This window comes from Dermabacter sp. p3-SID358 (genome assembly GCF_025147465.1).
Classification (GTDB): Bacteria; Actinomycetota; Actinomycetes; order Actinomycetales; family Dermabacteraceae; genus Dermabacter.
In genome coordinates, this window is record NZ_JALXOZ010000004.1 from 31295 (window position 1) to 56744 (window position 25450).

The following is a 25450-nucleotide window of genomic DNA, read 5'->3' on the forward strand; positions in this document are numbered from 1 at the left end:
ATCGGGATGCGCTGGGAGATTGTCGGCACTCATGGCCTGTCACTCGGGGGAGCGCCACCCCTTGGACTGCACCACGACAACAGTCGGTCCATCGAGGTGGAGGCGCTCGCGCTCGGGGTCGAGTCGCGCACCGCCAAGAGACGAATCGAGAGCAATCCTGAGAGAGCCAGCGCCCCACGCGTTCGCGGGCAGCCGCACTTCGCGCGGGCCCCGCTCGTTGCTCATGACGACGATGGTGAGTCCGTCGCGGTGGGGGATCGCGATGGTCAAATGGCGACGTTCGGGATTGAACCAGTCGTCGTGGCTCATGGGGGAGGCGTCACCTTTGAGCCACGTGATTCCGCCAGAGTCGCGATGCTCGAGCCTCGCTTCATCGAAGAAGGTCGTGGGGCGAAGGGCATCGAGCCCCTTGCGAATCGCGATCGCCTCGCTCGTGAAGGCGAGGTGGCGTTCGATGCGCGGGTTCGACTCCCACGAAAGCCACGTGAGCGCATTGTCGTGGCAGTACGCGTTGTTATTGCCATTTTGGGTGCGCAGGCGCTCGTCGCCGGCGGTCATCATGGGTACCCCGGCGCTCGTGAGAAGCGTCGCGACGAGATTTCGCGCGCTGCGATCCCGTGCCGCCTCGAGTGTGGTGTCGGGGCCTTCGATACCGTGGTTGAAAGAACGGTTGTTGTCGGTTCCGTCGCGGCCCTCTTCACCGTTGTCGACATTGTGTTTGTCGTTGTAGGTCGTGAGGTCGGCGAGTGTGAAACCGTCGTGGGCGGTGACGAAGTTGATCGAGGCGAGAGGCGAGCGCAGAGAGCGACCCGTGGGTAGGTCGTGCGGGTCATTTCGGCGGAAGATATCTGCGGAGCCGGCGAAACGCGTAGCGAGGTCGCGGATGTAGGGGTGTTGCGGTGAGCCGTGCTCGTTGAGCTCGCGGTTGCTTGAGAGCCAGAAGCCTCGGATGTCGTCGCGATAGGAGTCATTCCATTCGCTCATGCCCGCGGGAAAGTTCCCTGTTTGCCAACCGAAGCTTCCCACGTCCCACGGTTCTGCGATGAGCTTGATACCCGCGAGTGCTGGATCGCTCTGCATCGAGGTCACGAGCGGGTGCTTGGGGTCGAAACCGTGCTCGCCGCGTGCGAGGGTCGTCGCAAGATCGAAGCGGAAGCCGTCGACCCCCACCGTCGTGGTCCAGAACCGGAGCGAGCGCATGATGAGGTCGACCACGAACGGGCTTCTCGCATCAAAGGTGTTGCCGGTTCCCGTAAAGTCTGCGAGGTGCCCCGAATCCTGCCAGTAGTACTCGCGGGCGTCGAGCCCTCGGAAGGAGACAGTAGGGCCGTCTTTTGCGCCTTCTGCCGTGTGGTTGTAGACGACGTCGAGGATGACTTCGATTCCCGCAGCATGAAGAGCGTTCACCATGTCTTGCACTTCGGCGAGGACGGCCCCGGGACCTTGCTCGCGCGACGCTTTCGTGGCATAGCGCGGGTTAGGGGCGAAGAAGCTCAGGGTGTTGTAGCCCCAGTAGTTTGTGAGGCCAAGACGCGTGAGATGGACTTCGTCGAGTGACGCGTGAATCGGAAGGAGTTCGATCGCGGTGATGCCGAGGTCGCGCAGGTACCTGATCGAGGCTTCGTGGGCGAGGCCGGCATAAGTGCCGCGCAGCTCGGGAGGTAGAGCGGGATTGAGTTGTGAAAAACCGCGCACGTGCGCTTCGTAAATGACCGTGTTGCGAAGGGGGATTTGCGGCCTCAGCGTGGGGTCGAAACGGTGCGGATCAGCGTGCGTGACGACTGAATGGATCGCCGAAGAGGCGTTGTCGTGGGGGTCCATGCGAAGTGGTTCGACGGGGCGAAGTGCCGAGTCGACCGTATGCGCGAACATCGATTCGAGAAGAGACGAAGCGTGGTCGATTCCATGGGCGAAGGGATCGATGAGCAGCTTGTGAGGATTGAACACGAGGCCTTGTTCGGGCTCCCAGGGGCCATAGGCGCGCAACCCGTAGTGGGTGCCTTCTCGCAGTCCCTCGACGGCTCCCCAGTGCACTCCCGCATCGACGTGCGGGAGCGGGATTCGACGCTCTATGCCGTCTTCGAAAAAACACAGCTCAATTTTTTCTGCGCGTGGGGCGGGAATCGAATAGGTTCCGACGCCTGCCGCGTTGACGGCGAGGCCCGGTGTGGATGGTGGAGGCGGAACGGTCACGAGAACATTGTTTCAGACTTCCGCTGTTGGACGTGTTTTTGACGTGAGGCTGAGCGCAGTTGGGTATTGTCGTTGCGTGGTGTGCGCGATTCACGCCCATGAGATCGAATGGAAGCGGCAAAAGAGGTACGTGCATGAGTATGAATGGTGGGAATCCTCCGCAGCGTCCGGGGGGCCAGCAGCCTTCTGGCGCGCGAACTTTTCAGCCGGGAAGCCCCGTTCTCGGGCCTGCAGAGCGTGAGAGGGCAGCGCACATCGTCCAGAGCATCTCAGAGGTATTTGGTACGCGTGTCGTGGGCCAGGAGCGTTTGAGGCTCGCGCTCTTGACGAGCCTTGCCGCCGGTGGCCACGTCCTTCTCGAATCAGTTCCCGGTCTCGCGAAGACAACTGCGGCTCAGGCGCTCGCGAGCGCGATCGGCGGATCTTTCCGCCGCATTCAGTGCACGCCGGATCTCATGCCGAACGACATTATTGGCACCCAAATTTTTAACTACGGCACGGGGGAATTCACGACCCAACTCGGTCCCGTGCACGCGAACATCGTCCTTCTCGACGAGATTAACCGTTCGAGCGCGAAGACCCAGTCGGCGATGCTCGAGGCCATGCAGGAGCGTCAAACGTCTATCGGCGGCGAGGTCTACCGACTTCCGCATCCGTTCATGGTGCTCGCGACCCAGAACCCGATCGAGGAGGAAGGCACGTACGTTCTTCCCGAGGCCCAGATGGACCGCTTCCTCATGAAGGAGATTCTCACCTATCCGCGGCCCGCGGAAGAGCACGAGATCCTCGACCGTTCGACATCCGGCACACTCAGCGCCCCCAAGAGTGCACCGCCGAGCGTGACCCTGGACGATATTGAGTTTCTCCAGCGCGCGGTTGACCGCGTATACGTCGACGCCGCGGTCAAGCGTTACATCATCGACCTCGTGTTCTCGACTCGCGGCTCGGGCCCGCGGCCCATCCAGAACCTCACGCAATCAGTGCGCGTTGGCGCCTCACCCCGTGGCTCGCTCGCACTCATGCGCGTCGCGCAGGCTCACGCTCTCGTCGAGGGCCGCGATTACGCAACTCCGGACGACGTGCGTGCGCTTCGCTATTCGGTTCTGCGACACCGCCTCGTGATGACGTTTGATGCACTCGCGAGCGGAATCACGCCCGAGACGATCATCGACGCGGTCTTTTCCGCCGTGCCGCTTCCGTAGGGGCCGCTTTGGCGTCACTTCTCACGAGGGTCAAGGCCAAGGTTGAGATCACGACCACCAAAAAGGTGCGTGGTCTCATCGCGGGTCGCGGCCGCTCCCTGTTTAAGGGCAGTGGCGAGGATTTCGACGATCTCAAGTACTACCAGCCAGGCGACAAGATCTCCGACATCGATTGGAAGGCGACCGCGCGAAGTGGCGAGCCCCTTATCCGCCAGTTCAACGAAGAGCGCGTGCGCTATCTGTGCGTGATCGGTGATACCTCGGGCGCGATGGCGGCAAATGCTGCCGACGGTACCGTGAAGCGCGATGCGCTCGTGACCGCAGCGGGTTTCCTGTGCTACCTTGCCCACGCCAATGGCGACCTCGTAGGGCTTGTTGCGGGAACCCCGGGCGACCAGCTCCAGCTCCCCGCGCGCTCCTCGCGCGGCCACCTCGAACTTCTTTTGCGCACACTCCAAAAAAGCACCGTCCTCGGCGGCGCCCCCGCAAACGTTGAATGGGCGCTGACCCGCGCCCTGCGCCTTACGCGGCGTTCGAGCCTCATGCTCCTCATTACCGACGAAGCAAATCCCGGCCCCGAATGCGAGGGCGCGCTTCGGCGACTTATGACGCGTCACGACGTGCTCGTCGTTCGCGTTCGCGACGCCGATCCGCTCGGGCGCAGCGATCTCGATGCCGACATTATCGACCCCGGCTACCCGCGCGAGATTCTCCGCCGCACGCGCACGCTCAAGGCCGTGCAAGATGAGGCTGATGCCTTCCGTGAGAAGCGCGAAGCCGATATCACGGCGATGCTCGATTCACTCGGGATCGTCCACACTCTCACCGACGGCGACAACCACGTTGTTGACGACATGATCGCGATGTTCCGCAGGCAGGGGGCGCGAAATGGGCGACCTTGAGATCATCGACCCGCCGCAATATTCGATCGCATGGATCATTCTCGCGGTGCTGTGCACGATCGTCATCATCGCGCTCATCGTCACCCTGCTTCGCCTCACGAGGTGGCTCGTGGAACGCAGCGCCTACCGCAAGCGCCCCGGCGCAATCGACGTCCTTAAGGCCGAGTTCCTCCGGTCGATTAACGCCATTGGCGACGAGGTCGCGGCCGGCGACATGAGCCCTCGTGATGGTCACCGCGAACTTGAAGCGGTCCTTCGCGTCTTTGTCCTCCGCAGCGAGGGGCTCGATATTCGCCACGAACCTCTCGAAAAAGTGCTGGCCGATCCGCGCACGGCAAGCGTCGGAAACCTCTTGGCCCGCACCCACGAAGCCGGCTATGCGCGCGAGAGCCGCACGCGCCTTTCCGAAACCATGCACGCAGCGAGGTCGGTGGTGCGCGCATGGTCATGAGTTTTTGGTGGGTGAGTTGCCTTCTTCTCATTGCGGGACTCATCGCGTGGGCAATCGCGTACCTCAACCGGCGCGTGGTGCGTAATCGTGCACTGTTTGTGGGCAACACAAGTTATCTTGACCATCTTCCGAGCGTGCGCCGAGCCCAGCGCACGTCGCATGTGCTGCGCCTTATGAGCGTGGCACTCGCGGGCGGCCTTGTGCTCACGGGCGGCCTTCTTTCGGGCCGTCTGGCAAGCGAACGCGTCGAGACTCCCTCGTTCAAGAACCGCGACATCGTGCTGTGCCTTGATGTTTCAGGTTCGATGCTTCCTTTTGACCGTGAAATCCTCGAGGGGTATCTCGAACTCGTCGATGGATTCAAGGGCGAGCGTGTTGGTCTTGCGATTTTCAACTCGACCACTCGCACGGTCTTCCCGCTCACGAACGATTACGGCCTCATCCGCCGTGAACTCAAGCGCGGCATCGATGCTCTTAAATACAACCCCCTGGCACACCGAGCGGGCACGGCGCAGTACAGCGAGCAGGACATCGAGAAATTTTGGGACTTCGTAGGCGGAACTCATTCCGAGTCGATGCCGCCTTCTCTCATTGGTGATGGTGTGGCCTCGTGCGGGCAGCTCTTCGATCATGCCGAGGAGGATCGCTCGCGCTTCATGGTTCTCGCGACTGATAACGAACCGGGCGGCGTGGGGATCTATGAGTTTCCCGGTGCGGTCGATACCCTCATTGACCGCAAAATTACGATGTGGAGTTTCTACCCCGGAGCAACTTCGTGCACTGGGAACTGCGCGGAAGAACTCCAGACGGAGACTGAGCGCTCGGGCGGTAAATTCTGGGCCTCGGGTGACCCGGGGGCTGTTCCCTCAATCATCGCGGAGATTCAAAAGGCTCAAGCCGCCGAGATGGGGGCGATTCCGCGTGTGATCCGCACCGATCATCCGGCGCTGTTCTTTACCGTCTCGCTTATCGTGCTGATCGCCCTGATTGTCGTGGGATGGAGGCAACGATGAACCTCGGTATCCACCCCCTCATGCCGTGGTGGGCGATTGCCCTCATTTTTGTGCCGATCGCGGTCGTGTGCACAGCGCTTCTTTGTGTTCGCAAGGGCGCGCGCCTCGATTGGCTTCGGCGCTTGCTTATGGTGCTCCTGCTCTCCGCTGTCGCAATTCGTCCCGTGACAGGCGACGAGGCGATTAGCACGCAGCGCCTCAACGCGAACGTCATCTTCGTCGTGGATCTCACAGGTTCGATGAATGCCGAGGACTATGACGGATCGAAGCCACGCCTCGACGGCGTCAAAGCCGACATGATGCAGGTCATGGATGGTCTCAAGGGAGGGCGTTTCTCGATCCTTGCCTTCGACTCGAGCGCTTCGGCGCAGCTTCCACTCACGACCGATGCGGGCGCGGTCAAGGCCTGGATCGACACGGTTCGAACCGAAACGACCGACTATTCACGAGGTTCTAACGTTGATCGCCCGCGCGGAGCACTCCAAAAGCTCGTGGACCAGACTCGAAAGGATGACCCGGATTCTCACGTGCTCGTGTACTTCCTGAGCGACGGCGAAAACACCGACAACAAAGAATCCGAGCCGTTCGGCGCGCTCGGCGGAAAACTCGATGGTGGCGCAGTGCTCGGCTACGGAACCACCAAAGGCGGCCCCATGAAAGCCGTTGGTGGCAAAAACGACGGGCACTACATCAAGGACCCTTCAGGCGGCCAAGGACTGTCAAAGATCGACGAAAAGAATCTCAAGTTCATTGCGCAACAGATGGGCGTGAGCTACCTGCACCGCATGCGCCCGGGGGAAGGTCTCGAGGGCACGTGGAAGAATCTCGATCTCACCCTCGTCGACGCGACCGAGGAGCAACCAACGCCGAGCTTCGACGATTGGTACTGGATTGCCTCGATCGCCTTTACACTGCTCGCGATCTGGGAGTTCGCGGCCCTGACGCTCCGCCTGCCCAAAACCCTCAGCCGCGCGGATGTCGCTCGCGCAGGAAGGAGATAGCCGTGGCGAAAAACAAGCACGAAGAGAAACTCACGCGGCGCGAGCGTCTCGGCCTGCGCCGCTCGGCACGCAAAGGGCGCAACTATGGCATCGATCGAGAGCGCTTCCGCATGCTCCGCATCGTGGGCACTGTCCTTATCGCTATTCCTGTGCTCCTGCTCGCCGCCGGCATCGTGCGCTTTGTGTCGATGCCACTTACGCAGGCGTGGGCGCTCGGAGCATACTCGAACGAGCAGTATGCTGACGCGAGGGGCCGTCTCGCCCCCGTGGAAAAGGTCAATATCTTCGAGCCCTACCTCCCGCACCTCACGAAGGGAACCGCCTACCTGCGCGAAAACAAGTTCCCCGAGGCGCGCGGAGAGCTAGAAAAGGCGTTGAGCGAGTGGACGACCGGGAGGGATCTCAACAAACCACCGCATGCCGAGTGCAAAATCCGCAATAACCTCGCCGTTGCGATGACGGGTGAGGCACGCGGGATCAAGGACCCAGGTGAGCGCGGGGACCTCCTGTACTCGGCTGAAGAGGTCCTTGCTCCATGTCAGAACGGCGGCAGCGCCTCCGATTCAAATGAAGATAAGAGCTCGACCGGCAAATCGGGCGAGCAGATCGAGAAAGAACGTAAAGAGGCTGACCGCGAGGCCGGCAAGGAGGAGCGCGAGGGGCCGAACAGCAAGGGGAAGAACGAAGAGGAAAACCCCGAGAACGACCCCAAGAAGACCAACCCCGAAGGAGACGGCAAAGATGGGCAAACCCCAACGCCGGATCCCGAGGAACAAAAGAAGCAAGAAGAGCTCAAGAAACAAAACGGCGGCGAAGACCCGTCGAATGGCGATGGTGATGAAGATGGCAAGGGCGAAAACGAGGGAGTGACGAAGCCATGGTAGAAGGTCGCGTGTATCTCGATCACGCTGCGACAACCGCAGTTCGTCCGAGTGCACTCGAGGCGTACGTTGACGCCGCCCGGACTCTCGGTAACCCTTCGAGCCAGCACGCCTCAGGACGTCGCGTGCGCGGAGTTTTCGATGACGCCGTGGCCGAAATCGCCGACGTTCTCGGTGTTCCGCGCAGTTGGATCATCATGACGTCGGGGGGCACAGAGGCGGATAACCTCGCTCTGCGTGGGGTCGGCGGGCGCGTCGTGGGGCTTTCGACCGACCATCCCGCGGTCGTAGACACGGTGCGTGCTCTTGGAGGGGATCTTGCGCCCGTGGATTCCGACGGTCGCCTTGATCTCGCGGAAACCGAAAAACTTCTCGCGCCCGCCAACGGACGTGAGGCCGCAACCCTCGTGAGCGCGGCTCTCGTCAACAACGAAACGGGTGTCATACAGGACCTCGACGCACTTGCGGAACTGGCCTCGCGCTACGGCACCTTCGTGCATACCGATGCCGTGCAGGCCATGGCGCACATGGCGCCGCCCGACTTCTCGAAGGTTCCGCTTTGCTCAATCACGGGCCACAAAATCGGCGCCCCCGTGGGCGCGGGCCTACTCGTGGCCGATCCTTCCGTGAAGCTTTCGGCCTTCGGCGCGGGCGGCGGCCAACAACGTGGGATTCGTTCGGGCACGCTCGATGCACCCCACGCGGCAGCCCTCGCCGTCGCGCTGCGCGAAAGCGCCGAAGAGCGCGCGAAGCGCGGGGCAGAGCGTGATGAGCTCGCCGAGCTGCTGCGAGAGAACATTCGCCGGATCGATCCGCGGGCCTTCTTCACCGCCGACAATGCGCCGCGGTCGCCGCACGTGATTCACGTGTGCTTCGAGGGTGCGGATCAGGATGCGATCTTGTTCCTCCTCGATCAAGAGGGGATCGACTGTTCAGCGGGGTCGGCGTGCCACGCGGGCGTCACGCAAGCCTCGCATGTGCTGAGTGCGATGGGATATTCCGATGTGCTCATGCGGGGCGCGATCCGCTTCTCGCTCGGCTGGACGAGCACGAGGTCGGATGTCGAGGCTCTCGTGCGGGTTCTCCCCGGTGTGCTCGAGAAAGCACGTGCGGTTGCCTCGAATGGTGGAAAACTTTCGTGAGATGCCCCGCGCAGCATGTGTGCGTGTGGACTTCGCTTTGTACAGTGGAGAGCGTTTTCGAAATTCTCGAATGGAAGGTGCGAGGTGAAGGTTCTTGCCGCGATGAGTGGCGGCGTCGATTCGGCCGTGGCCGCGGCGCTCGCCGTTGAGCAGGGGCACGACGTCGTGGGCGTCCACATGGCGCTCTCAAAGAACCGTGAGCAGACCCGCAACGGTTCGCGCGGCTGCTGCACGGTTGAGGATGCCTCGGATGCGCGCCGCGCGGCCGATCACATCGGGATCCCCTACTACGTGTGGGACCTTTCGAACGACTTTCACGACCTCGTCGTCGAGGATTTCCTCGAGGAGTATTCGCGAGGTCGTACCCCGAACCCGTGTGTGAGGTGCAATGAGCGCATTAAGTTCGCTGCGCTCATGGACCGCGCGCGCCTTCTTGGCTTCGATGCGGTATGCACGGGGCACTACGCTTCGGTGCGAAACGAGGGGCCCGGTGGGGCGCGCTCGCTCCATAGAAGCGCCAATATGCAGAAGGATCAGAGCTACGTGCTTGCCGTGATGGGGCCCGAGGGCCTTGCGCGGTCGGTGTTTCCGCTCGGCAGTTTCGCCGATAAGGCCGAGGTACGCGCGGAGGCGGATCGGCGAGGGCTCGGCGTGGGCCACAAACCCGATAGCTACGACATTTGCTTCATTCCCGATGGCGACACGCGTGGCTTTCTCGAGCGAGAACTCGGCGCGCAGCCCGGCGATATCATCGACGCCGATGGCCGCGTGCTTGGTGAACATTCGGGCACCTATGGCTTCACGGTTGGCCAGCGCAAGGGCCTCAACCTGGGCCGCCCGGCACCTGACGGCAAGCCGCGCTACGTGCTCGACGTGAAGCCCGAAACCCGCCAGGTCGTAGTCGGCGCGGCGGAGCTGCTTTCGACGCGCACCCTCGTCGCAAGCGAGGTCGTGCCGTTCGAGGATCTTGATTCTGGCCGCGAGGTTGAAGCACAGATTCGTGCGCACGGCGAGGCAATCCCGGGCGTCATCATGAGTGTTGAGTCCGGAGGCGATAACGAGAGCGGCATCGCGAGCCTCACGGTCGAACTCTCGAGGCCGATCCGAGGCGTCGCCCCGGGCCAGACCCTCGTGCTCTACTCGGGTGACCGCGTGCTCGCTTCGGCAACCCTCGACTCGCGCGCATGAGTACACGGGAGGGAGCGACCGCCCCGCTCCTCACGGTTTTTTCCGACGGCACCCTCGCACTCAACGAGACCACATCTGACCTCGAAGCTGGGCCATTCCTCGGGCGCTTCGAGCACATGCGTTCCCTTCTCGGCTCGAGTCTCGAAGCGGGAATTGAAGCGGAACCGTCGCTCGCGCTCGGCGGCGCGGGACCCTTCGATCACGTGCTTCCCGCGAGCCTCGCGATGCTACCGGTTTCGGGCGATCTCGCGCCCTATGGCTGGAGGATCGGGCCGGGAGAGGGCACGCGCTGGCGTGCGAGCCACGATGCGGCCGTCGCGCGCCTTGATGCAGCGAGGCTCGCCTTTTTCGGTTACGAAGGGCCGCTGAGCTTTGTTCGCCTTGGGCCCGTCTCGCTCGCCTCCTCGGTTTTCACCTCTTCCGGTGAACTCGCACTTGCCGACTCGGGACTCGTGCGTGAGTTACCCGCGTTGATTGCCGAGGGGATCGGCACCGAAGCCGCGCTGCTCGCGGAGCGGGTTTCGGGCGCGAGGCCGCGTGTCATGCTCGATGAACGCGGCGCCCTGAAAGCAGTGGAGGGGCGCGTGCGCACCGCCTCGGGATACCGTTTTCATCCCGCGATCGGTCGCACCGCGCTCACGGATCTCTTCGCCGCGTGCGTGAGCGCGATGCAAGAGCGGGGACTCGATGGTGAGCATGTCACTCTCGCCGTGGACTCGCGCGTGGGCATCGTACGCGCAGCACTCGATGCGGGCGTGCGAAGCATTGCCCTCGATCCGCTTTCACGCGATCTAGCTGCCGTGGGTGGGGCGTGGGAAGCCCTCGGCGAGGCACGTGAAAGGGGCGTCGACGTTCGCTTCCTCGCGACGGCTGGCGCGGTCGAAGCAACCATGCGGCACGTGCTCGGTGCTTGGCACGAACTTGGGTACTCCCTCAAAGAGGCGCGGGGGCTTGCTTATGCCGTGACGAGACGCAGGGCCGCCGATCCAGCTCGCGAGCAAGGTCCTGCTGCGTACGTGCGTGCGAGCGACATGGACGAAATTATGCACGCCGCACCAGGGTACGCAGAGCGCGTGAGCGACTAGCGCACGCGAGGCCAAATTCCGCCTGTGCTACTCCTCGCCCTTGCGGGGGAAAAGAAGCCACCAGAGCGCCCCGAGGACCACGAGAATCGTCACGAGGATGATGAGGCTCGGAATCGCCCTGGCGCGCATAAACATCATCGGAATGAGAGCGAGCATCAGGAGCGCTGCGGCAAGGCAAAACACGAGCGTGAGCGCACCTAGAACCCGCGCTATCGCGCGCCTACTCGCATGCCCGTGCGCGGGTGTGCGCGCGGCGATCGCCCACAGTGAATGCGAAGCGAGCAACAGTGCAGCGAGTGCGATGGCCGAGGCCGGCGCGAGTGGCGGCGAAGCCCAAAGGGCGAAAAGCCACGCGGCGAAAGTCAAGAGCCCAGCCTCGGAGCCTGGCTGGGGCAACTGGAACAGATTGAGGGCGGCAAGCGTAATGAAAGGGAGGATAAGCCCCATCGTGAGCGGGTCCTCGAAGCCGCTCGTCGCATCGGAGGCCACGAGGATCGCTGCAGCGAGCTGAGCAGCGAGCGCCCCGAGGCGCACGCACCATTGAGTTCGCGATATCACCCGAAGAAGGTCGATCGCGTCGAGGAGGTGATCGGCGAGGTTTCGAATCACAACGCCTCCCTGAGGCTGCGCACGGGAATGCCGCGCCGTTCGAGGTCGGCGATGACAAAGCGCCGCTCGAAGCCGCGAATTGCCCACGCTTCGTCCCACAGGTGTGGATCCTCAAGCCCGCGAGTCCGTCGCAAAGGCGCACCCGTGAGCTGCGAAATATCCGTGAGCTCGGCGGGTAGCGTGTCGATGATGGTGAGATCCGCTCCGTGTGCGCGCATGAGGCCGAGCTGCCCGATGAATTCCTCACTCAAAAGCGGTGAGCACGCGATCGTGAGCGTTCCCGACCGGAGAGGTGGGGTTCGGGGCAGACGAGGCGACACAGACTTGTCGCGTGAGACCCCTGAGAGTGCTTCGAGGATTCGCCTCATGTGACGCTCTCCCGTGCCGAACGGGATCGAGCCAATGAGGGTACCCGCATCGTGGAGCGCAACGCGGTCGCCAAGCGCGAGGTAGTGGCGCGCGAGCACAGTCGCCGCCTCAACGCTTATGTCGAGGCTGGACGCACGTCCGTCGCCGGGCTCGGCACCGATGGGGCGGATATCGGCCATCGTGTCGACGACAATGAGAACGTCGGTATCGCGTTCCGAAAACGTTTCGTTCGTGTGAAGGGCACCGCGGCGCGAAGTCACACGCCAATTGATCGCCTTGAGGCGATCGCCCGGGCGATAGCGGCGGATGTCGGCGAGGGCCGTGCCCGAACCCTTTGAGCGGGAGGCGTGCGGCCCGCTTACACCGAGAACATGCTCGAGATTGAGGGGCCGTGGTTTCAAGGCCGCGCCGGCAACAGCGGAAATCTTACGTGCTTCGTGGCGCTGGTAGCGTCGGAACGCCCCGAGCGCGTCCGTTTCCTGCACCGTGAACGGCCCGAATTCGTGCGTGCCCCACACGCGCGGCTTTGCGTCCACGCGCGCGGATTCGCCATCAGTCGTGACTGCCCACCGAGGCGAGTACTCGAGTCCGTCCTTCATGCGTACTGCCACGGTCACGAGCGTGCCTCGCGCGCCCCGAGCCGTTGCCACGACGCTCTCGCCCTCGTGAACTTTGGCCTCGGCGGCCTCGAGCGTCGCAGGTGTGTCGCTACGCGGGCGGAGGGCATGCGCAACCGCGACCCACGCGAGCAGTGCGCACCCCACGAGGAGCGCGTCGAGCCGCGAGCCGAGAATGCCGTATAGCACGAATGCCGCCGAGGCGAGCACCGCGCGCGTATAGGCCTGGGTTCTGTGCATACTCAGGCAGTCGCCTCGGGTGCTTCGACGCGCGTGAGGATCGCGTCGATCACGCTTGACGGTGAAATGTCCTGAAGCCACAGCTCGGGCCGGATGACGACTCGGTGCTCGAGACACGCGTGGGCAAGCGCCTTGATGTCCTCCGGGATCACGAACTCGCGGCCGCAGATAAGCGCGAGGGCGCGCGCACACTGGATGAGGGCGAGGGAGCCGCGAGGTGAGGACCCCATTGCCGTTTCGCTGTGCTCGCGAGTCTCGCGCACGAGTGCGACAGCGTAGCGGCCCACGGGTTCACCGACGTGGATAGCTTCAACCGAGCGCTGGAGCTTCTCGAGTTCCCCTGCCTTGAGCACGCGTGCAACGTCGATGTTCTCCTCGCGGCGCTCTATGCGTCTAGCGATCACGTCCCATTCGTCGTCCGCGCTTGGATAACCGAAAGTGAGGCGCATGAGGAAGCGGTCGAGCTGTGCTTCGGGCAGAGGGTAGGTGCCCTCGGTTTCGACGGGGTTCGCGGTTGCGAGCACGTGGAAGGGATGCGGGAGAGCGTGGGTCGTGCCTTCGATGCTCACCTGGTGCTCCTGCATCGCTTCGAGGAGTGCGGCCTGGGTTTTCGGTGGTGTGCGGTTGATTTCGTCGGCGAGCAGCAGCCCAGTGAACACCGGGCCTGGCCGAAACTCGAATTCGTTCGTTTGCTGGTTGAAAACCTCGGAGCCCGTGAGGTCGGCTGGCAGAAGGTCGGGTGTGAACTGGGCGCGCCGGAACTCGAGGCCGAGGGCGAGGGCAAAGGACCTGGCCGTGAGGGTTTTGCCAAGGCCCGGGTAGTCCTCGAGGAGCACGTGCCCACCCGCGAGGATGCCGGCGAGGAGCTTCGTGAGCGCCTCACGCTTGCCAACGACGGCGCGCTCCGTTTCATCGAGGATGCACGCGCTGAGAGCGGCGGCCTCGCGTGGGGTGAAGGTGTCGGTCATGGCTTCTCCTTGGCGTGGGTGGCGGGGGCGGTGAGTCGCGTGTACTCGCGATCGAGGTCGTGAAGCGCCGCGACGAGCGTGCGGCGAGTGAGCCGCGCTTGGCGGCCCCGCGGGTCTGGGGCATCGGCTCGGGAACGGCCTTCATGGGCGAGGGAAATGAGGTCCGACGTCTGCTGCGCGAGCGCGAGGTCTTCTCCGCGCGTGGTGGCGAGCGTCTCGAGTTCGCGGGCGATGTCGCTCAGATATGTTGCGGGAAGGCGCGGGCCCTGCCTTTTCGTCTCAATTGTGCGGAAGAGATCGTCCTCGATCCGCCGCACGCGGCGATCCTTCGCTGCCTCGAGTTCCGGCGTTGCGCGGTACAGCACGCGCGGAAACTCGGGGGAGGGGCTTCCCGCGAATCCAGAGGCGCTGAGTTCACGCACGATGAGGGCCCCGAGCGTCAACAGGAGCGCGTAGCCAAGATTGAGGCGCACGCCGACGGCGTGCAGCACGAGAACGACCGCAACCGTGACGGCCGCAGTCAGGGTGAAGGTGAGAGCGGGGCGTTTCACGAGGGGGCACCGCCCCTGTGGGAAGCCTCGAGCTCGCCGCTCAAAAGGCGCAGTAAGCCCTTCGCTTCGTCGAGTTCAGTGGTGGAAGTTCCGCCACTCGAGTAACGCTCGGCGCGATAGAGCTCCGCGAGGCGTGCGAGGTGGGAATCGTCGAGCCCTACGGATCCCACGACGCGCTGCACGAACTCGCTCGACGTTTCGTAGGAATGGCGGCCGTGGCCCTCGGCCGTGAGGCGTGCCTCGATCGCGAGCCACGCCGCGACGATCGGCTTGTCGCCGTCCAAGTGCTGCTCGAGCGCCGTCGCGGCATCCTCGAGTGAAGCAGCGACGGCGGAGGGTTCGACCTCAAGCGGCGTCTCGTCGATGTCAGTTTCCTTCGCGAGCGCCCGCTTCGAGCGCCACGCGCGAAGGCCCACGCGTATGAGGAGGACGAGGAGGAATAGGCCCGCGATCGCGAGCAGAGTCCACACGAGAACTTCGAGGGCGGGCCCGAACGGATTATCCTCACTGGGTTGATACTGCTCAAACGTTCCCGAAATTTCGGTGTTGACGTGCGCTTTTTCGCTCGTCTCACTTTCCCGGGGGAAAACGTCGAAAGGGGTGGGACTGCCGCCGATCTCCACGAGAGGGGGCATGTGCGCGGCTGCAGCACACCCAAAGAGCAGCGCACAGGCGAGTGCAATCAGGGCGGGAAGGAGGCGCTTAGTCTTCATCGAGATTTTCCCTCCAGCCCGCGCTCTTCGGTGCGTCCACGGCGCAGCAATATACGTCCCGGAATCCTATACCGGAGCCCTGAATGGGATGCTCGCGCCGGTGATCGTGTGAAATATTTGAAGGGAACGCACGTGAGCGAGACACGCGAGGAGAGGCGATGAACCACAGTGGCTGGGCTCTCGACGACGACGCGCCCATGACGGCGCGCCTCACGGTTGCCTTCGCCTTCACGGTGGCTGCGGGACTATCCGTACTCTTCACGATCGTGTGGCTTCTCAGCGATGGCTTGAGTGCCGACATCTCGCTTGGTGGACTCATCGCCCCGCTTATGCTCGGAATCTTCATCGCGGTTGCCGGTGCGGTGTATGACGCGACGTGCGGGCGTTTGCCGTTTGCATGGATGTGCGTCGTTGTCGCCGCGAGCATCCTTGTCCTCGCACTTGTGGGTGCGAAAATCTTTGAGCTCTCGACTAGCCAGCGGTATTCCCTTTCGCCGTTTGTCTACCTCATCGGCGTACCCGTGTACGGCGCTCTCGCGTGGGCCACTCTCGCCATCTGGCCCGCGCCAAAGAAGCAAGAGCAGCGGCTCTTCGGCCCGGGCGAGAACCGGGGCGACTGGCGCGAAGAATTCATTCGCGCCGCACGCGTACGCGGCGACCTCACAGAAAAGCACATCGAGGAGCTCGCGAACGACGCGTACGCGCGCGCCGAGGCTGCACACCGGAGCGTGGGGGAGGAATGCGGCGATCCCGTGCGCTACGCGCGTAACCTCCCGAAAGACCGCGCGACGGCCGCAAGGCGCAAGCTTTATTTCCAGCTTGCACTCGTGGCGCTCGCTGGCATCGTGTTTTTCTTGAGCATGAGCGGGGAGACAAAGAGCGCCTTTGGCATCGGTGCGCTCACGCTGTGGCTCGCCATCGTTGCGGTGGGTGCGCTCTCCTCGTTCTTCCTGTGGCGAAAAGCGGAGCGCGAGCAGGAAGGTGAAGCGGAGCGGACCGTAGACTGAGTGAGTGAGTACCGAGCAGACACCGAGCACGACCGCCCCAGACATCGCCGTAGGTGCCGATCCCGCAGAGATGACCGCCCTCGAGGCCGAGGGGCGCATTCTTGACCTGCGCGAACGCCTCGCGGAGGCGCGCGTCGAATACTACGAAAACGATGCGCCGATCATGGCCGACGGCGAATACGATGCCCTCGAACGCGAGCTCACAAACCTCGAGGAGGAGTTCCCCGAATTTGCGAGCGAAGAATCGCCCACGCAAACCGTAGGCGGGGCAGTTGCGCAGGGCTTCGCCTCCGTGCCTCACATCGAGCGCATGATGAGCCTCGACAATGCCTTCAGCATTGAGGAGATCCACGAGTGGGCGAGGCGCTGTGAGGCGGAAGCGCCCGGCGCGCCCCAGTTCCTCACCGAACTGAAGATCGACGGTCTCGCAATCTCCCTCGTGTACGAAGACGGCGCACTCGTGCGCGGCGTCACGCGCGGTGACGGTCGCGTGGGCGAGGACGTCACGGCAAACGTGAAGACGATCCGCAACGTTCCCCATACGCTCACGACCGACACGCCGCCGGCGCTGCTCGAGGTGCGCGGTGAAGTGTTCTTCCCGATCGACGAGTTCGAGAAACTCAACGAGGAGCGCCGCGAAGCCGGCCTTCGCGAGTTCGCCAATCCCCGCAACACCGCTGCGGGCTCCCTTCGCCAAAAGGATTCCTCGATCACGGCTTCTCGCGCACTCGAGGTGTACGTCCACGGGATCGGCGCGCACGAAGGTGCCGTCGGATACCCCGAGAGCCAGAGCGAGGTGTACGAATTGCTCGCTTCGTGGGGACTTCCCACCTCACCGCACTTCAAAGTTCTTGATTCGCTTGCCGCGGTGACGGAGTACATTGAGGCTGCGGGCGAAAAACGCCACGATTTCGAGCACGATATCGACGGCATCGTCATCAAGATCAACGACTTCGCCCACCAGCGTGCGCTCGGTGCGACGTCGCGCGCACCGCGCTGGGCTATCGCCTACAAGTACCCGCCCGAAGAGGTCACGACGAAGCTCCTCGATATTCAGGTAGACGTTGGGCGCACGGGGCGGGTTACCCCGTTCGGCGTCATGGAGCCCGTCAAAGTCGCGGGCTCGACCGTCGCGCGCGCGACCCTCCACAACCAATTCGACGTTGAACGCAAAGGTGTCCTCATCGGCGACACGATCATCCTTCGCAAGGCTGGCGACGTGATCCCCGAGATTCTTGGCCCGGTTGAGAAGCTCCGCGACGGAAGCGAAAAACCGTTCGTCATGCCAAAAAACTGCCCGAGCTGCGGCGCAGAAATTCGCCCCGAAAAAGGGGGTGACAAGGACTGGCGCTGCCCCAACCAGAAGGACTGCCCCTCCCAGGTCACGGGCCGCATCGCCCACGCCGCGAGCCGCGGAGCTTTCGATATCGAGGCTCTCGGCGACGAATCGGCGATCGCACTCACCGACCCCGATAAGCGCCGCGCCGAAGCCCTCGCGTCTCTCAAGGCCGGTCACGCGCTCTATCTCCCCGTGCTCACCGAAGAAGACTTCACGAGCGACGCGTTCGTGACGCTCAAAAACGGGGTCGCGACGGATGACATTGATGGCGTACCCATGCTCTGCATCACCGACCCCGAAGACCCGCGCATCCCCGCGCCGAGCGAGGGCGTCGTGCGCACGGGGGAGAACCTTTTCGACCTCACACCCGAGGATCTGCGCCATGTCACGGTCTACCAGAGTGTGCGCCGCGACGGCGAAGAGACGGGCGACTGGCGCACCGTGAGTGCCTTTTGGAACCGCCCACAGTGGCGCTACTACAAGTCCACGAAGTCTTGGAGACTTGTCAGGCCAGCAACCGTCGGAAAAACGACCGAAGTGCTCATGGGTGAGCTTGAGAAGGCAAAGTCAGCGGGGCTTTGGCGCGTGCTCGTGGCCCTATCTATTCGCCACGTGGGTCCGACGGCTGCCCGCGCCCTCGCGACGGCCTGGCGTTCCATCGACGCGATCGCGAACGCGAGCGTAGAAGAGCTTTCCGAAACCGATGGCGTGGGAGAGACGATCGCGAGAAGCGTCAAGGCTTTCTTCGAGGAAGAGTGGCACGCCGCGCTCGTCGAGGCGTGGAAACGCTCTGGTGTCGTGATGGAGGACGAGTCCGCGAGCGGGGTCGAGAAAACCCTCGAAGGCCTCACTGTCGTCGTGACCGGTTCGCTCGAAGGCTACACCCGTGATGGGGCGAAAGAGGCCATTCTTCAGCGCGGCGGCAAAGCTTCAGGCAGCGTCTCGAAGAAGACGAACTACGTGGTCGTGGGCGAGAACGCGGGCTCGAAAGCGACCAAAGCAGAGGGGCTTGGGATCACGATCCTCGATGAGGAAGGTTTCACAGCGCTCCTCGAGGGTGGAGAAAGCGCCCTGGCGTAGCGCCTAGAATGGATGCCATGCCAGCAATGAGTTCTGAAGAAGTCGCACGCCTGGCGTCCCTCGCTCGCATTGAGCTCACCGACGACGAGATCGCTCGCTTTGCGGGCGAATTCGACGCCATCTTGGACGCCGTTGCGTCCGTGAGCGAAGTGGCGAGTGATGACGTCCCGGCCACCAGCCACCCGATTCCCATGACCAACGTGTTCCGTAAGGACGAGGTCACGGAAACCCTCACGCAGGAAGAGGCCCTTTCCGGTGCGCCCGAGGCCGCCGATGGTCGCTTCGTTGTTCCGCAGATTTTGGGGGAGGAGTAACCGATGACTGACCTTGTGAAGCTTTCCGCCGCGCAGATGGCGAAGGGGCTCGAAAGCGGTGAGTTCAGCGCGCGCGAGCTGACCGACGCGCATCTCGCACGCATCGAGGCCGTCGAGGGCCAGCTCAACGCCTTCGTGACTGTGACAGGCGATGACGCACGGGCGACGGCCGATGCCGTTGACGAGGCGCGCGCCAAGGGCGAGAGCCTCCCGCCACTCGCGGGCGTTCCTGTCGCGGTCAAGGATGTCGTCGTGACGAAGGGGATCCAGACCACCGCCGGCTCGAAGATCCTCGAAGGTTGGATCCCGCCATACGACGCGACCCTCGTGGAGAGCCTCAAAGAGGCGAAGCTCCCGATTCTCGGCAAGACCAACATGGACGAGTTCGCGATGGGCTCCTCGACCGAGACAAGCGCCTATGGCAACACCCACAACCCGTGGGATCTGGACCGCATCCCCGGCGGTTCGGGCGGCGGCTCCTCCGCGGCCATCGCCGGGTTTGAAGCTCCGCTCGCGATCGGCACCGACACGGGCGGGTCGATCCGCCAGCCCGCAGCCGTGACCGGCACGGTTGGCGTCAAGCCCACCTACGGCTCGGTCTCGCGCTACGGGCTCATCGCGATGGCAAGCTCGCTCGACCAGGCCGGACCGTGCACGCGCACGGTCGAAGATGCCGCGCTCTTGCACGAGGTCATCGGTGGCTACGACCCGAAGGATTCGACGTCGATCGAGGAAGGCTTCGGCAACTTCATCGAGGCCGCGCGCGAGAAGAACGTCAAGGGCATGCGCATCGGCGTTATTGAAGAGCTCGAGGACGAAGGGTTCGACCCGCTCGTCAAACAACGCTTCGAGGAATCACTTGCACTCCTCGAAAAGGCCGGCGCAGAAATTGTTCGCGTGAGCTGCCCGAACTTCACATACGCGCTCGGCGCCTACTACCTCATCATGCCCTCGGAGGCGAGCAGCAACCTCGCGAAGTTTGACGGCATGCGCTTTGGCCTTCGCGTGGTCCCGGAGGATCACCCTACGGCCGAAAGGGTCATGGCCGCGACTCGCGGTCAGGGCTTCGGTGCCGAGGTCAAGCGTCGCATCCTGCTCGGGACGTACGCGCTCAGCTCGGGCTACTACGACGCTTACTACGGAAGCGCCCAGAAGGTGCGCACGCTCGTGCAGCGAGACTTCGCCGCAGCCTTCGAAAAGTGTGACGTTCTCGCCTCGCCGACAGCGCCCACCGTGGCCTTTCGCCTGGGTGAGAACACCGACAACCCCCTCAAGATGTACCTCAACGACATCGCGACGATCCCCGCGAACCTCGCGGGCGTTCCAGGCCTCTCGCTCCCGAGCGGCCTCGCCGAGGATTCGATGCCCGCGGGCTTCCAGTTCCTCGCACCCGCGATGGCCGATGATCGCCTCTACCGCGCTGGTGGCGCTCTCGAGGCGCTGCTCGAGGATTCCTGGGGAGGGCCGATTCTGAAGAACGCTCCGGCCCTGGAAGGAGGCGCCAAGTGAACGCCTACACCGACATCGAACCCCTCGACTTTGAGGACGCGATTGAGAAATACGACCCGGTACTCGGCATCGAGGTGCACGTCGAGCTCGGGACGAAGACCAAGATGTTCGACGGTGCGCCCAACATTTTCGCCGCTGAGCCCAACACGGCGATCACGCCCGTCTCGCTCGGCCTTCCGGGCACCCTCCCGGTCGTGAACGAAAAGGCCGTCGAGTACGCGATCAAGATTGGCCTCGCGCTTAATTGCTCGATCGCCGAGCACTGCCGCTTCGCGCGCAAGCAGTACTTCTACCCGGACCTCACGAAGAACTTCCAGACCTCGCAGTACGACGAGCCGATTGCGTACGACGGCTACGTCGACGTCGAGCTCGAAGACGGCGAGATCGTGCGCGTCGAGATTGAACGCGCGCACATGGAAGAGGACGCGGGCAAGAACACCCACATCGGCGGCACGGGCCGCATCCAGGGGGCGACACACTCCCAGGTCGATTACAACCGCGCGGGCGTTCCCCTCGTGGAAATCGTGACGCGCCCGATCCCGAACACGGGCGGCCGCGCCCCCGAGGTCGCCGCGGCATACGTGCGTACCCTTCGCGACATCTTCCGCACCCTCGAGGTTTCGGAAGCTCGCATGGAGCGCGGCAATGTGCGCGCCGACATCAACGTGTCGCTTCGCCCTTCGCCGGAGGCCCCGCTCGGTACGCGTACCGAAACGAAGAACGTGAACTCCTTCCGTGCGATCGAGCGCGCGGTGCGCTTCGAGATCGGCCGCCAGGCCGGCGTTCTCGAAAGCGGCGTCGAGGTCGTCCAGGAAACCCGCCACTTCCACGACGACACGGGCCATACGAGCCCGGGTCGCGTGAAGAGCGACGCGGAAGATTACCGCTACTTCCCGGAGCCTGATCTCGTGCCCGTCGCCGCGAGTCGCGAATGGGTCGAGGAGCTTCGCGCGTCGCTTCCCGAGCTTCCAGCCGCGCGTCGCCGCCGTCTACTGGGCGAGTGGGGCTTTACGGATCTCGAGATGCGCGATGTGATCAATGCCGGCGCACTCGACCTCATCGAGGGCACCGTCGCCGCGGGAGCGAAGCCTCAGGCCGCGCGCAAGTGGTGGATGGGCGAACTCGCCCGCATCGCGAAGGAAGCCGAGAAGGAGCTCGAAGAGCTTTCGGTGACCCCGAAGCAGATTGCGGAGCTCGTTTCGCTCGTTGAGGGAAAGAAGATCAACGATAAGATCGGCCGCCAGGTTCTCTCGAAGGTTCTCGACGGTGAGGGCGACCCCGCCGCGATCGTCGAAAAGGAGAACCTTGCCGTGGTTTCCGATGACTCGGTTCTTGAAGGAGCCGTCGACCAAGCGATCGCTGACAACCCCGACGTGGTTGAAAAGATCAAGGGCGGCAAGGTCCAGGCAATCGGCGCGCTCATCGGCCCGGTCATGAAGGCCACGCGCGGTCAGGCCGATGCCGGTCGCGTTCGTGAGATCATTATGGACAAACTTGAGGTGGGCTAATTCACCGGTAATAATGGGTTCTCAAGAACAACCTAGTATGAAATGGGGCCCCGGGCTTAGCGGACCGAGGCCCCATTTCGCGGCCTAAGGAAGATCCGGGCCGTCGAGAGGCACTCATGAGTTTCGACCAGTATCTTGATCAACTGATCGCACCCATCGCTCAGTTCATGAGCGGCGTTGTTTTTTATGCGCCAAATATCGGCGGCATTGAGGTGCCCCTTATCGTCGTGTGGCTCGCCGTCGCGGCGGTCTTTATGACCGTGTGGCTGCGCTTCCAGCCCATTACCGGTTTCAAACATGCGATCGACGTTGTGCGTGGTCGTTACGCGAGTAAAACGGATCCGGGTGAAGTGAGCAGCTTCCAGGCTCTCGCAACGGAGCTTTCCGGGGCAATCGGCCTCGGCAATATCGCGGGTGTCGCTGTGGCCATTGGCCTCGGTGGTCCGGGTGCGGCGCTCTGGATCGCGATCTTCGGCTTCTTCGCGATGAGCCTCAAGATGGCCGAGGCAACGCTCGGCACGAAGTACCGCGTTATCGATGAAGATGGCACGATCCACGCGGGCCCCATGTACTTCCTCAAATACGGATTCAAGGAGATCGGCTGGGCGAAGGCCGGCAGTGTTCTCGCGATGATCTACGCCATCTCGGCCTTCCTCGGTGTTTTCGGCGGCGGCAACATGTTCCAGTCGAACCAGACCGCGCTGATCCTGAGCGAGCAGCTCGGCAGCGATTTCCTTATGAATAATCGCTGGATCGTGGGTGTCGTGTTCGGTGCCCTGCTTGCCCTTGTTGTTGTCGGTGGCGTGAAATCGATCGGCAAGATCACCTCGAAAGCCGTGCCTCTTATGGCGACCATCTACATGGTGAGCGCCATCCTTATCCTTCTGTTTAATCTCCCGCAGATTCCCGCTGCGTTCATGACGATCGTGACCGAGGCGTTCCAGCCGAAAGGTGTTGCCGGCGGTGCCGCCGGTGCCGCGGTGATCGGTATCCAGCGTGCGCTCTTCTCGAACGCGGCAGGCGTCGGAACCGCGGGCATGACTCACGCGACCGCGAAAACCCGCCACCCGGCGACCGAGGGCTACACGGGTATGTGGAGCCCCTTCCTCGACTCGTGCGTGGTCTGCATGGTCACCGCACTCGTTGTCGTGGTGACCGGCGTCTATCAAAGTGGCGAAGCCGATGGCATCGTGATGACGGCGAGCGCTTTCGGTACCGTCGCCCCTTGGTTCCCGTACGTGCTCATGGTCATCGTCGTGCCGTTCGCCTTCTCGACCGTGCTCGCGTACTACTACTACGGCCTGAGCGCGATCCAGTACATCCTCGGCAACTCGACGTGGGTCACGCGTGCGTTCCAGGTCGTGTGGATCGCGCTTCTCGTTGTTGGTTCGTCAATCACGATCGACTCGGTCGTGACGCTTGCTGATGCGCTCATCTTCATCATGACGATCCCGAACCTCATCGGCGTCTACGCGCTTGCGAAGATCGTGCGCTACGAGATCCTGCGCCACAAGGTGAAGGTCACGACGGGCGCGATCCCCCAGATCGATCCCGAGCTCGCGGTGGGCATGGGCGATCATGAGCCCACCGAGGAACAGATCGCCGAGGCGCGCGAGCGTGACGAGGAAGAGGCTCGCGAGTGGCACGAGATCCGCGAGCGCCTTTACGAAGACGGCGAATGGGGGCAGCAGAACGAAAAGGAGTGACCGGGACCACCAGGTAACGCAAGTCACATGGGCGCGGGAGTGGATGTGGTTTTGACTCACGTTCCGACGCCTGCTAAGTGAGTGTGATGACCTGCGGTTTTGTCCCGTTGAATCCTGGCGCAAAGCGGCGTAAATGCCGGTGGGCGCAATTTGTCGCCAAGAATTCGTTTTGGCAGATGTGCTTGAATCCGCCCCCGTGTTTCCGAAAAGTAGTGCGTGTTTGGCAAAAAATTTTCCCCACTAGGAGAGACTGATGCACAGTTCTGGTGCAATTGACCAGTTCTTGAACACATATTTTGCCCCGTTTGCAGATTTCCTCTCGGCGATCGTGTTCTACGCGCCGACCATTGCGGGCGTTGAAGTTCCCATCATTGTTCTGTGGCTCATCGCGGCCGCCATCTTCCTGACGGTGTGGCTGCGTTTCCAGCCCATCACGGGCCTCACGCACTCCATCGGGGTGATCCGAGGAAAGTACACGCGCAAGACCGACCCGGGTGAGGTGAGCTCCTTCCAGGCGCTCGCAACCGAGCTGTCGGGCACGGTTGGCCTCGGCAACATCGCGGGTGTCGCGGTCGCGATCTCGGTGGGTGGCCCCGGTGCCGCGCTCTGGATCGTGATCTTTGGCTTCCTCGCGATGAGTGTAAAGATGGCCGAGGCGACCCTCGGCGTCAAGTACCGCGAGATCGACGACGAGGGCCACACTCACGGCGGCCCCATGTACTACCTCAAGCATGGCCTCGCCGAGATTGGCTTCAAGAAGTTCGGCATTGTGCTGTCCTCCATGTATGCGCTCTTCACGCTCATCGGTGTGTTCGGCGCCGGCAACCTCTTCCAAGCGAACCAGGGCGCTGCGATCCTCAGTGATCAGCTCGGCATTGGCTTCCTTCAGGACAACCGCTGGGTGATCGGCGCGGTCATGGCCGCCCTCGCGGCGCTTGTGATCGTGGGCGGCATCCAGTCGATCGGCACCTGGACGGCGCGCATCACCCCGCTCATGGCGATCGTGTACTTCCTCTGTGTTCTCGCGATCATCATCATGAACATCCAGGACGTTCCAGAAGCCATCGCGAAGATCTTCTCGACTGCCGTGACGCCCGAGGGCGTGACGGGCGGCGCGATCGGCGTGGCGATCACCGGTATTCAGCGTGCGCTCTTCTCGAACGCCGCGGGTGTCGGCTCGGCCGGTATGGCCCACTCGGCGTCGAAGACCAAGGACCCGGCAACCGAGGGCTTCACCGCAATGTGGGAGCCGCTCGTGGACTCGGTCATCGTGTGTACCCTCACCGCGATCGCCATTACTGTGACGGGCGTGTACACCGATACGAGCGGTGACGGCATCGTGATGACGGCGAATGCCTTCGGTACGGTGGCGAGCTGGTTCCCGTACATCCTCACCGTTTCCGTGGCGCTCTTCGCGTTCTCGACCGTGCTGAGCTACTACTACTACGGCAACCTCGCTGCCGAGTTCCTCTTCGGCCGCTCGGCGCTCGTGAAGCGTGGCTTTCAGGTGATCTGGATTCTCGCCGTTGTGCTCGGTTCGGCCGTGTCGCTCGATGCGGTCATTAACTTCTCCGACGCGGTGTTCTTCCTCATGACGGTGCCGAACCTCCTCGGCATCTACTTCCTCGCGAAGGTCGTGCGCTACGAGATCCTTCGCCACAAGGTGAAGCTTGAGACGGGCGCGATCGCGGTTGTTGATCCCGAGCTTGCCGTGGGCATGGGCGACCACGAGCCCACCGAGGAGCAGATTGCCGAAGCTCGCGAGCTCGAGAAGCAGGAACAGGCGGATTACGAGGCCCTCAAGCAGCGCCTCGCCGACGATCCGGGTTGGCCTCACCGCGAAGGCTGATGAATCTCGGCGC

22 protein-coding genes are annotated in these 25450 nt (G+C 63.2%); 16 read left to right on the plus strand and 6 right to left on the minus strand.

Translation table 11 applies throughout. From position 1 onward, the window contains the following. Window positions 1-39 precede the first annotated feature (39 nt). The gene (gene glgX / locus M3B90_RS02960; RefSeq protein ID WP_259888565.1) at window positions 40-2193 is read right to left on the minus strand and encodes a glycogen debranching protein GlgX; all 2154 of its coding nucleotides are present in this window, start codon (window positions 2191-2193) and stop codon (window positions 40-42) included. Between the two features lie 134 nt (window positions 2194-2327). Here glgX and M3B90_RS02965 point away from each other — a divergent pair, with 134 nt between their 5' ends. The 9 genes from M3B90_RS02965 to M3B90_RS03005 all read left to right on the plus strand — a co-directional run bounded on the left by M3B90_RS02965 (window position 2328) and on the right by M3B90_RS03005 (window position 11058). Then, window positions 2328-3395, plus strand: a complete 1068-nt coding sequence (locus tag M3B90_RS02965) for a MoxR family ATPase (protein WP_259888566.1) — start codon at window positions 2328-2330, stop codon at window positions 3393-3395. A gap of 8 nt (window positions 3396-3403) precedes the next feature. Next, window positions 3404-4297 (plus strand): DUF58 domain-containing protein, encoded by an 894-nt coding sequence (locus tag M3B90_RS02970; RefSeq protein WP_259888567.1) that lies wholly within the window; start codon window positions 3404-3406, stop codon window positions 4295-4297. Further along, complete coding sequence (locus tag M3B90_RS02975) at window positions 4284-4748, plus strand: hypothetical protein (RefSeq protein ID WP_259888568.1); 465 nt, start codon at window positions 4284-4286, stop codon at window positions 4746-4748. The genes M3B90_RS02970 and M3B90_RS02975 overlap by 14 nt, the downstream gene beginning before the upstream one ends. Window positions 4749-4759: 11 nt before the next feature. Next, window positions 4760-5761: a VWA domain-containing protein gene (locus M3B90_RS02980; RefSeq protein ID WP_259888569.1), complete on the plus strand. Its 1002-nt coding sequence runs from the start codon at window positions 4760-4762 to the stop codon at window positions 5759-5761. Continuing rightward, entirely contained in the window at window positions 5758-6762 is a 1005-nt protein-coding gene (locus tag M3B90_RS02985) for a VWA domain-containing protein (RefSeq protein ID WP_259888570.1), read from the plus strand. The genes M3B90_RS02980 and M3B90_RS02985 overlap by 4 nt, the downstream gene beginning before the upstream one ends. Before the next feature lie 2 nt (window positions 6763-6764). Next, window positions 6765-7646, plus strand: a complete 882-nt coding sequence (locus M3B90_RS02990) for a hypothetical protein (RefSeq protein WP_259888571.1) — start codon at window positions 6765-6767, stop codon at window positions 7644-7646. Next, window positions 7640-8785: a cysteine desulfurase family protein gene (locus M3B90_RS02995; RefSeq protein ID WP_259888572.1), complete on the plus strand. Its 1146-nt coding sequence runs from the start codon at window positions 7640-7642 to the stop codon at window positions 8783-8785. Before M3B90_RS02990 ends, M3B90_RS02995 begins: the two co-directional genes overlap by 7 nt. 84 nt (window positions 8786-8869) lie before the next feature. Beyond that, window positions 8870-9973, plus strand: coding sequence for a tRNA 2-thiouridine(34) synthase MnmA (gene mnmA / locus M3B90_RS03000; protein ID WP_259888573.1), 1104 nt, complete (start codon window positions 8870-8872; stop codon window positions 9971-9973). Beyond that, entirely contained in the window at window positions 9970-11058 is a 1089-nt protein-coding gene (locus tag M3B90_RS03005; protein WP_259888574.1) for a hypothetical protein, read from the plus strand. The genes mnmA and M3B90_RS03005 overlap by 4 nt, the downstream gene beginning before the upstream one ends. Before the next feature lie 27 nt (window positions 11059-11085). On the opposite strand, the gene M3B90_RS03010 is transcribed toward M3B90_RS03005, so the two are convergent. From M3B90_RS03010 to M3B90_RS03030, 5 genes are read right to left on the minus strand one after another with little or no spacing between them, the layout of a single operon-like run. Further along, the gene (locus M3B90_RS03010; RefSeq protein ID WP_259888575.1) at window positions 11086-11667 is read right to left on the minus strand and encodes a hypothetical protein; all 582 of its coding nucleotides are present in this window, start codon (window positions 11665-11667) and stop codon (window positions 11086-11088) included. Further along, on the minus strand, window positions 11664-12893 hold the full coding sequence (locus tag M3B90_RS03015) for a DUF58 domain-containing protein (RefSeq protein WP_259888576.1): 1230 nt from the start codon (window positions 12891-12893) through the stop codon (window positions 11664-11666). The genes M3B90_RS03010 and M3B90_RS03015 overlap by 4 nt, the downstream gene beginning before the upstream one ends. 2 nt (window positions 12894-12895) lie before the next feature. Beyond that, the gene (locus M3B90_RS03020) at window positions 12896-13861 is read right to left on the minus strand and encodes a MoxR family ATPase (RefSeq protein ID WP_259888577.1); all 966 of its coding nucleotides are present in this window, start codon (window positions 13859-13861) and stop codon (window positions 12896-12898) included. After that, window positions 13858-14412 (minus strand): hypothetical protein, encoded by a 555-nt coding sequence (locus M3B90_RS03025; RefSeq protein ID WP_259888578.1) that lies wholly within the window; start codon window positions 14410-14412, stop codon window positions 13858-13860. Before M3B90_RS03025 ends, M3B90_RS03020 begins: the two co-directional genes overlap by 4 nt. Next, on the minus strand, window positions 14409-15125 hold the full coding sequence (locus M3B90_RS03030) for a DUF4129 domain-containing protein (protein ID WP_259888579.1): 717 nt from the start codon (window positions 15123-15125) through the stop codon (window positions 14409-14411). The genes M3B90_RS03025 and M3B90_RS03030 overlap by 4 nt, the downstream gene beginning before the upstream one ends. A 158-nt stretch (window positions 15126-15283) precedes the next feature. On the opposite strand from M3B90_RS03030, the gene M3B90_RS03035 reads away from it, so the two are divergent. The 7 genes from M3B90_RS03035 to M3B90_RS03065 all read left to right on the plus strand — a co-directional run bounded on the left by M3B90_RS03035 (window position 15284) and on the right by M3B90_RS03065 (window position 25437). Continuing rightward, entirely contained in the window at window positions 15284-16132 is an 849-nt protein-coding gene (locus tag M3B90_RS03035) for a hypothetical protein (RefSeq protein WP_259888580.1), read from the plus strand. Window positions 16133-16136: 4 nt separating this feature from the next. Continuing rightward, a complete protein-coding gene (gene ligA / locus M3B90_RS03040) occupies window positions 16137-18551 on the plus strand; it encodes an NAD-dependent DNA ligase LigA (protein ID WP_396122439.1) in 2415 nt (804 codons plus the stop codon). A gap of 17 nt (window positions 18552-18568) precedes the next feature. Further along, window positions 18569-18865 (plus strand): Asp-tRNA(Asn)/Glu-tRNA(Gln) amidotransferase subunit GatC, encoded by a 297-nt coding sequence (gene gatC / locus M3B90_RS03045; RefSeq protein ID WP_034374975.1) that lies wholly within the window; start codon window positions 18569-18571, stop codon window positions 18863-18865. A gap of 3 nt (window positions 18866-18868) precedes the next feature. Beyond that, entirely contained in the window at window positions 18869-20374 is a 1506-nt protein-coding gene (gene gatA / locus M3B90_RS03050) for an Asp-tRNA(Asn)/Glu-tRNA(Gln) amidotransferase subunit GatA (RefSeq protein ID WP_259888581.1), read from the plus strand. After that, window positions 20371-21882 carry an Asp-tRNA(Asn)/Glu-tRNA(Gln) amidotransferase subunit GatB gene (gatB, locus tag M3B90_RS03055; protein WP_259888582.1) on the plus strand — a complete coding sequence of 504 codons (1512 nt, stop codon included), beginning with the start codon at window positions 20371-20373 and terminating at the stop codon, window positions 21880-21882. The genes gatA and gatB overlap by 4 nt, the downstream gene beginning before the upstream one ends. 116 nt (window positions 21883-21998) lie before the next feature. After that, complete coding sequence (locus tag M3B90_RS03060; protein ID WP_259888583.1) at window positions 21999-23588, plus strand: sodium:alanine symporter family protein; 1590 nt, start codon at window positions 21999-22001, stop codon at window positions 23586-23588. A gap of 253 nt (window positions 23589-23841) precedes the next feature. After that, window positions 23842-25437 (plus strand): sodium:alanine symporter family protein, encoded by a 1596-nt coding sequence (locus M3B90_RS03065; protein WP_259888584.1) that lies wholly within the window; start codon window positions 23842-23844, stop codon window positions 25435-25437. The last annotated feature ends 13 nt before the right edge of the window (window positions 25438-25450 follow it).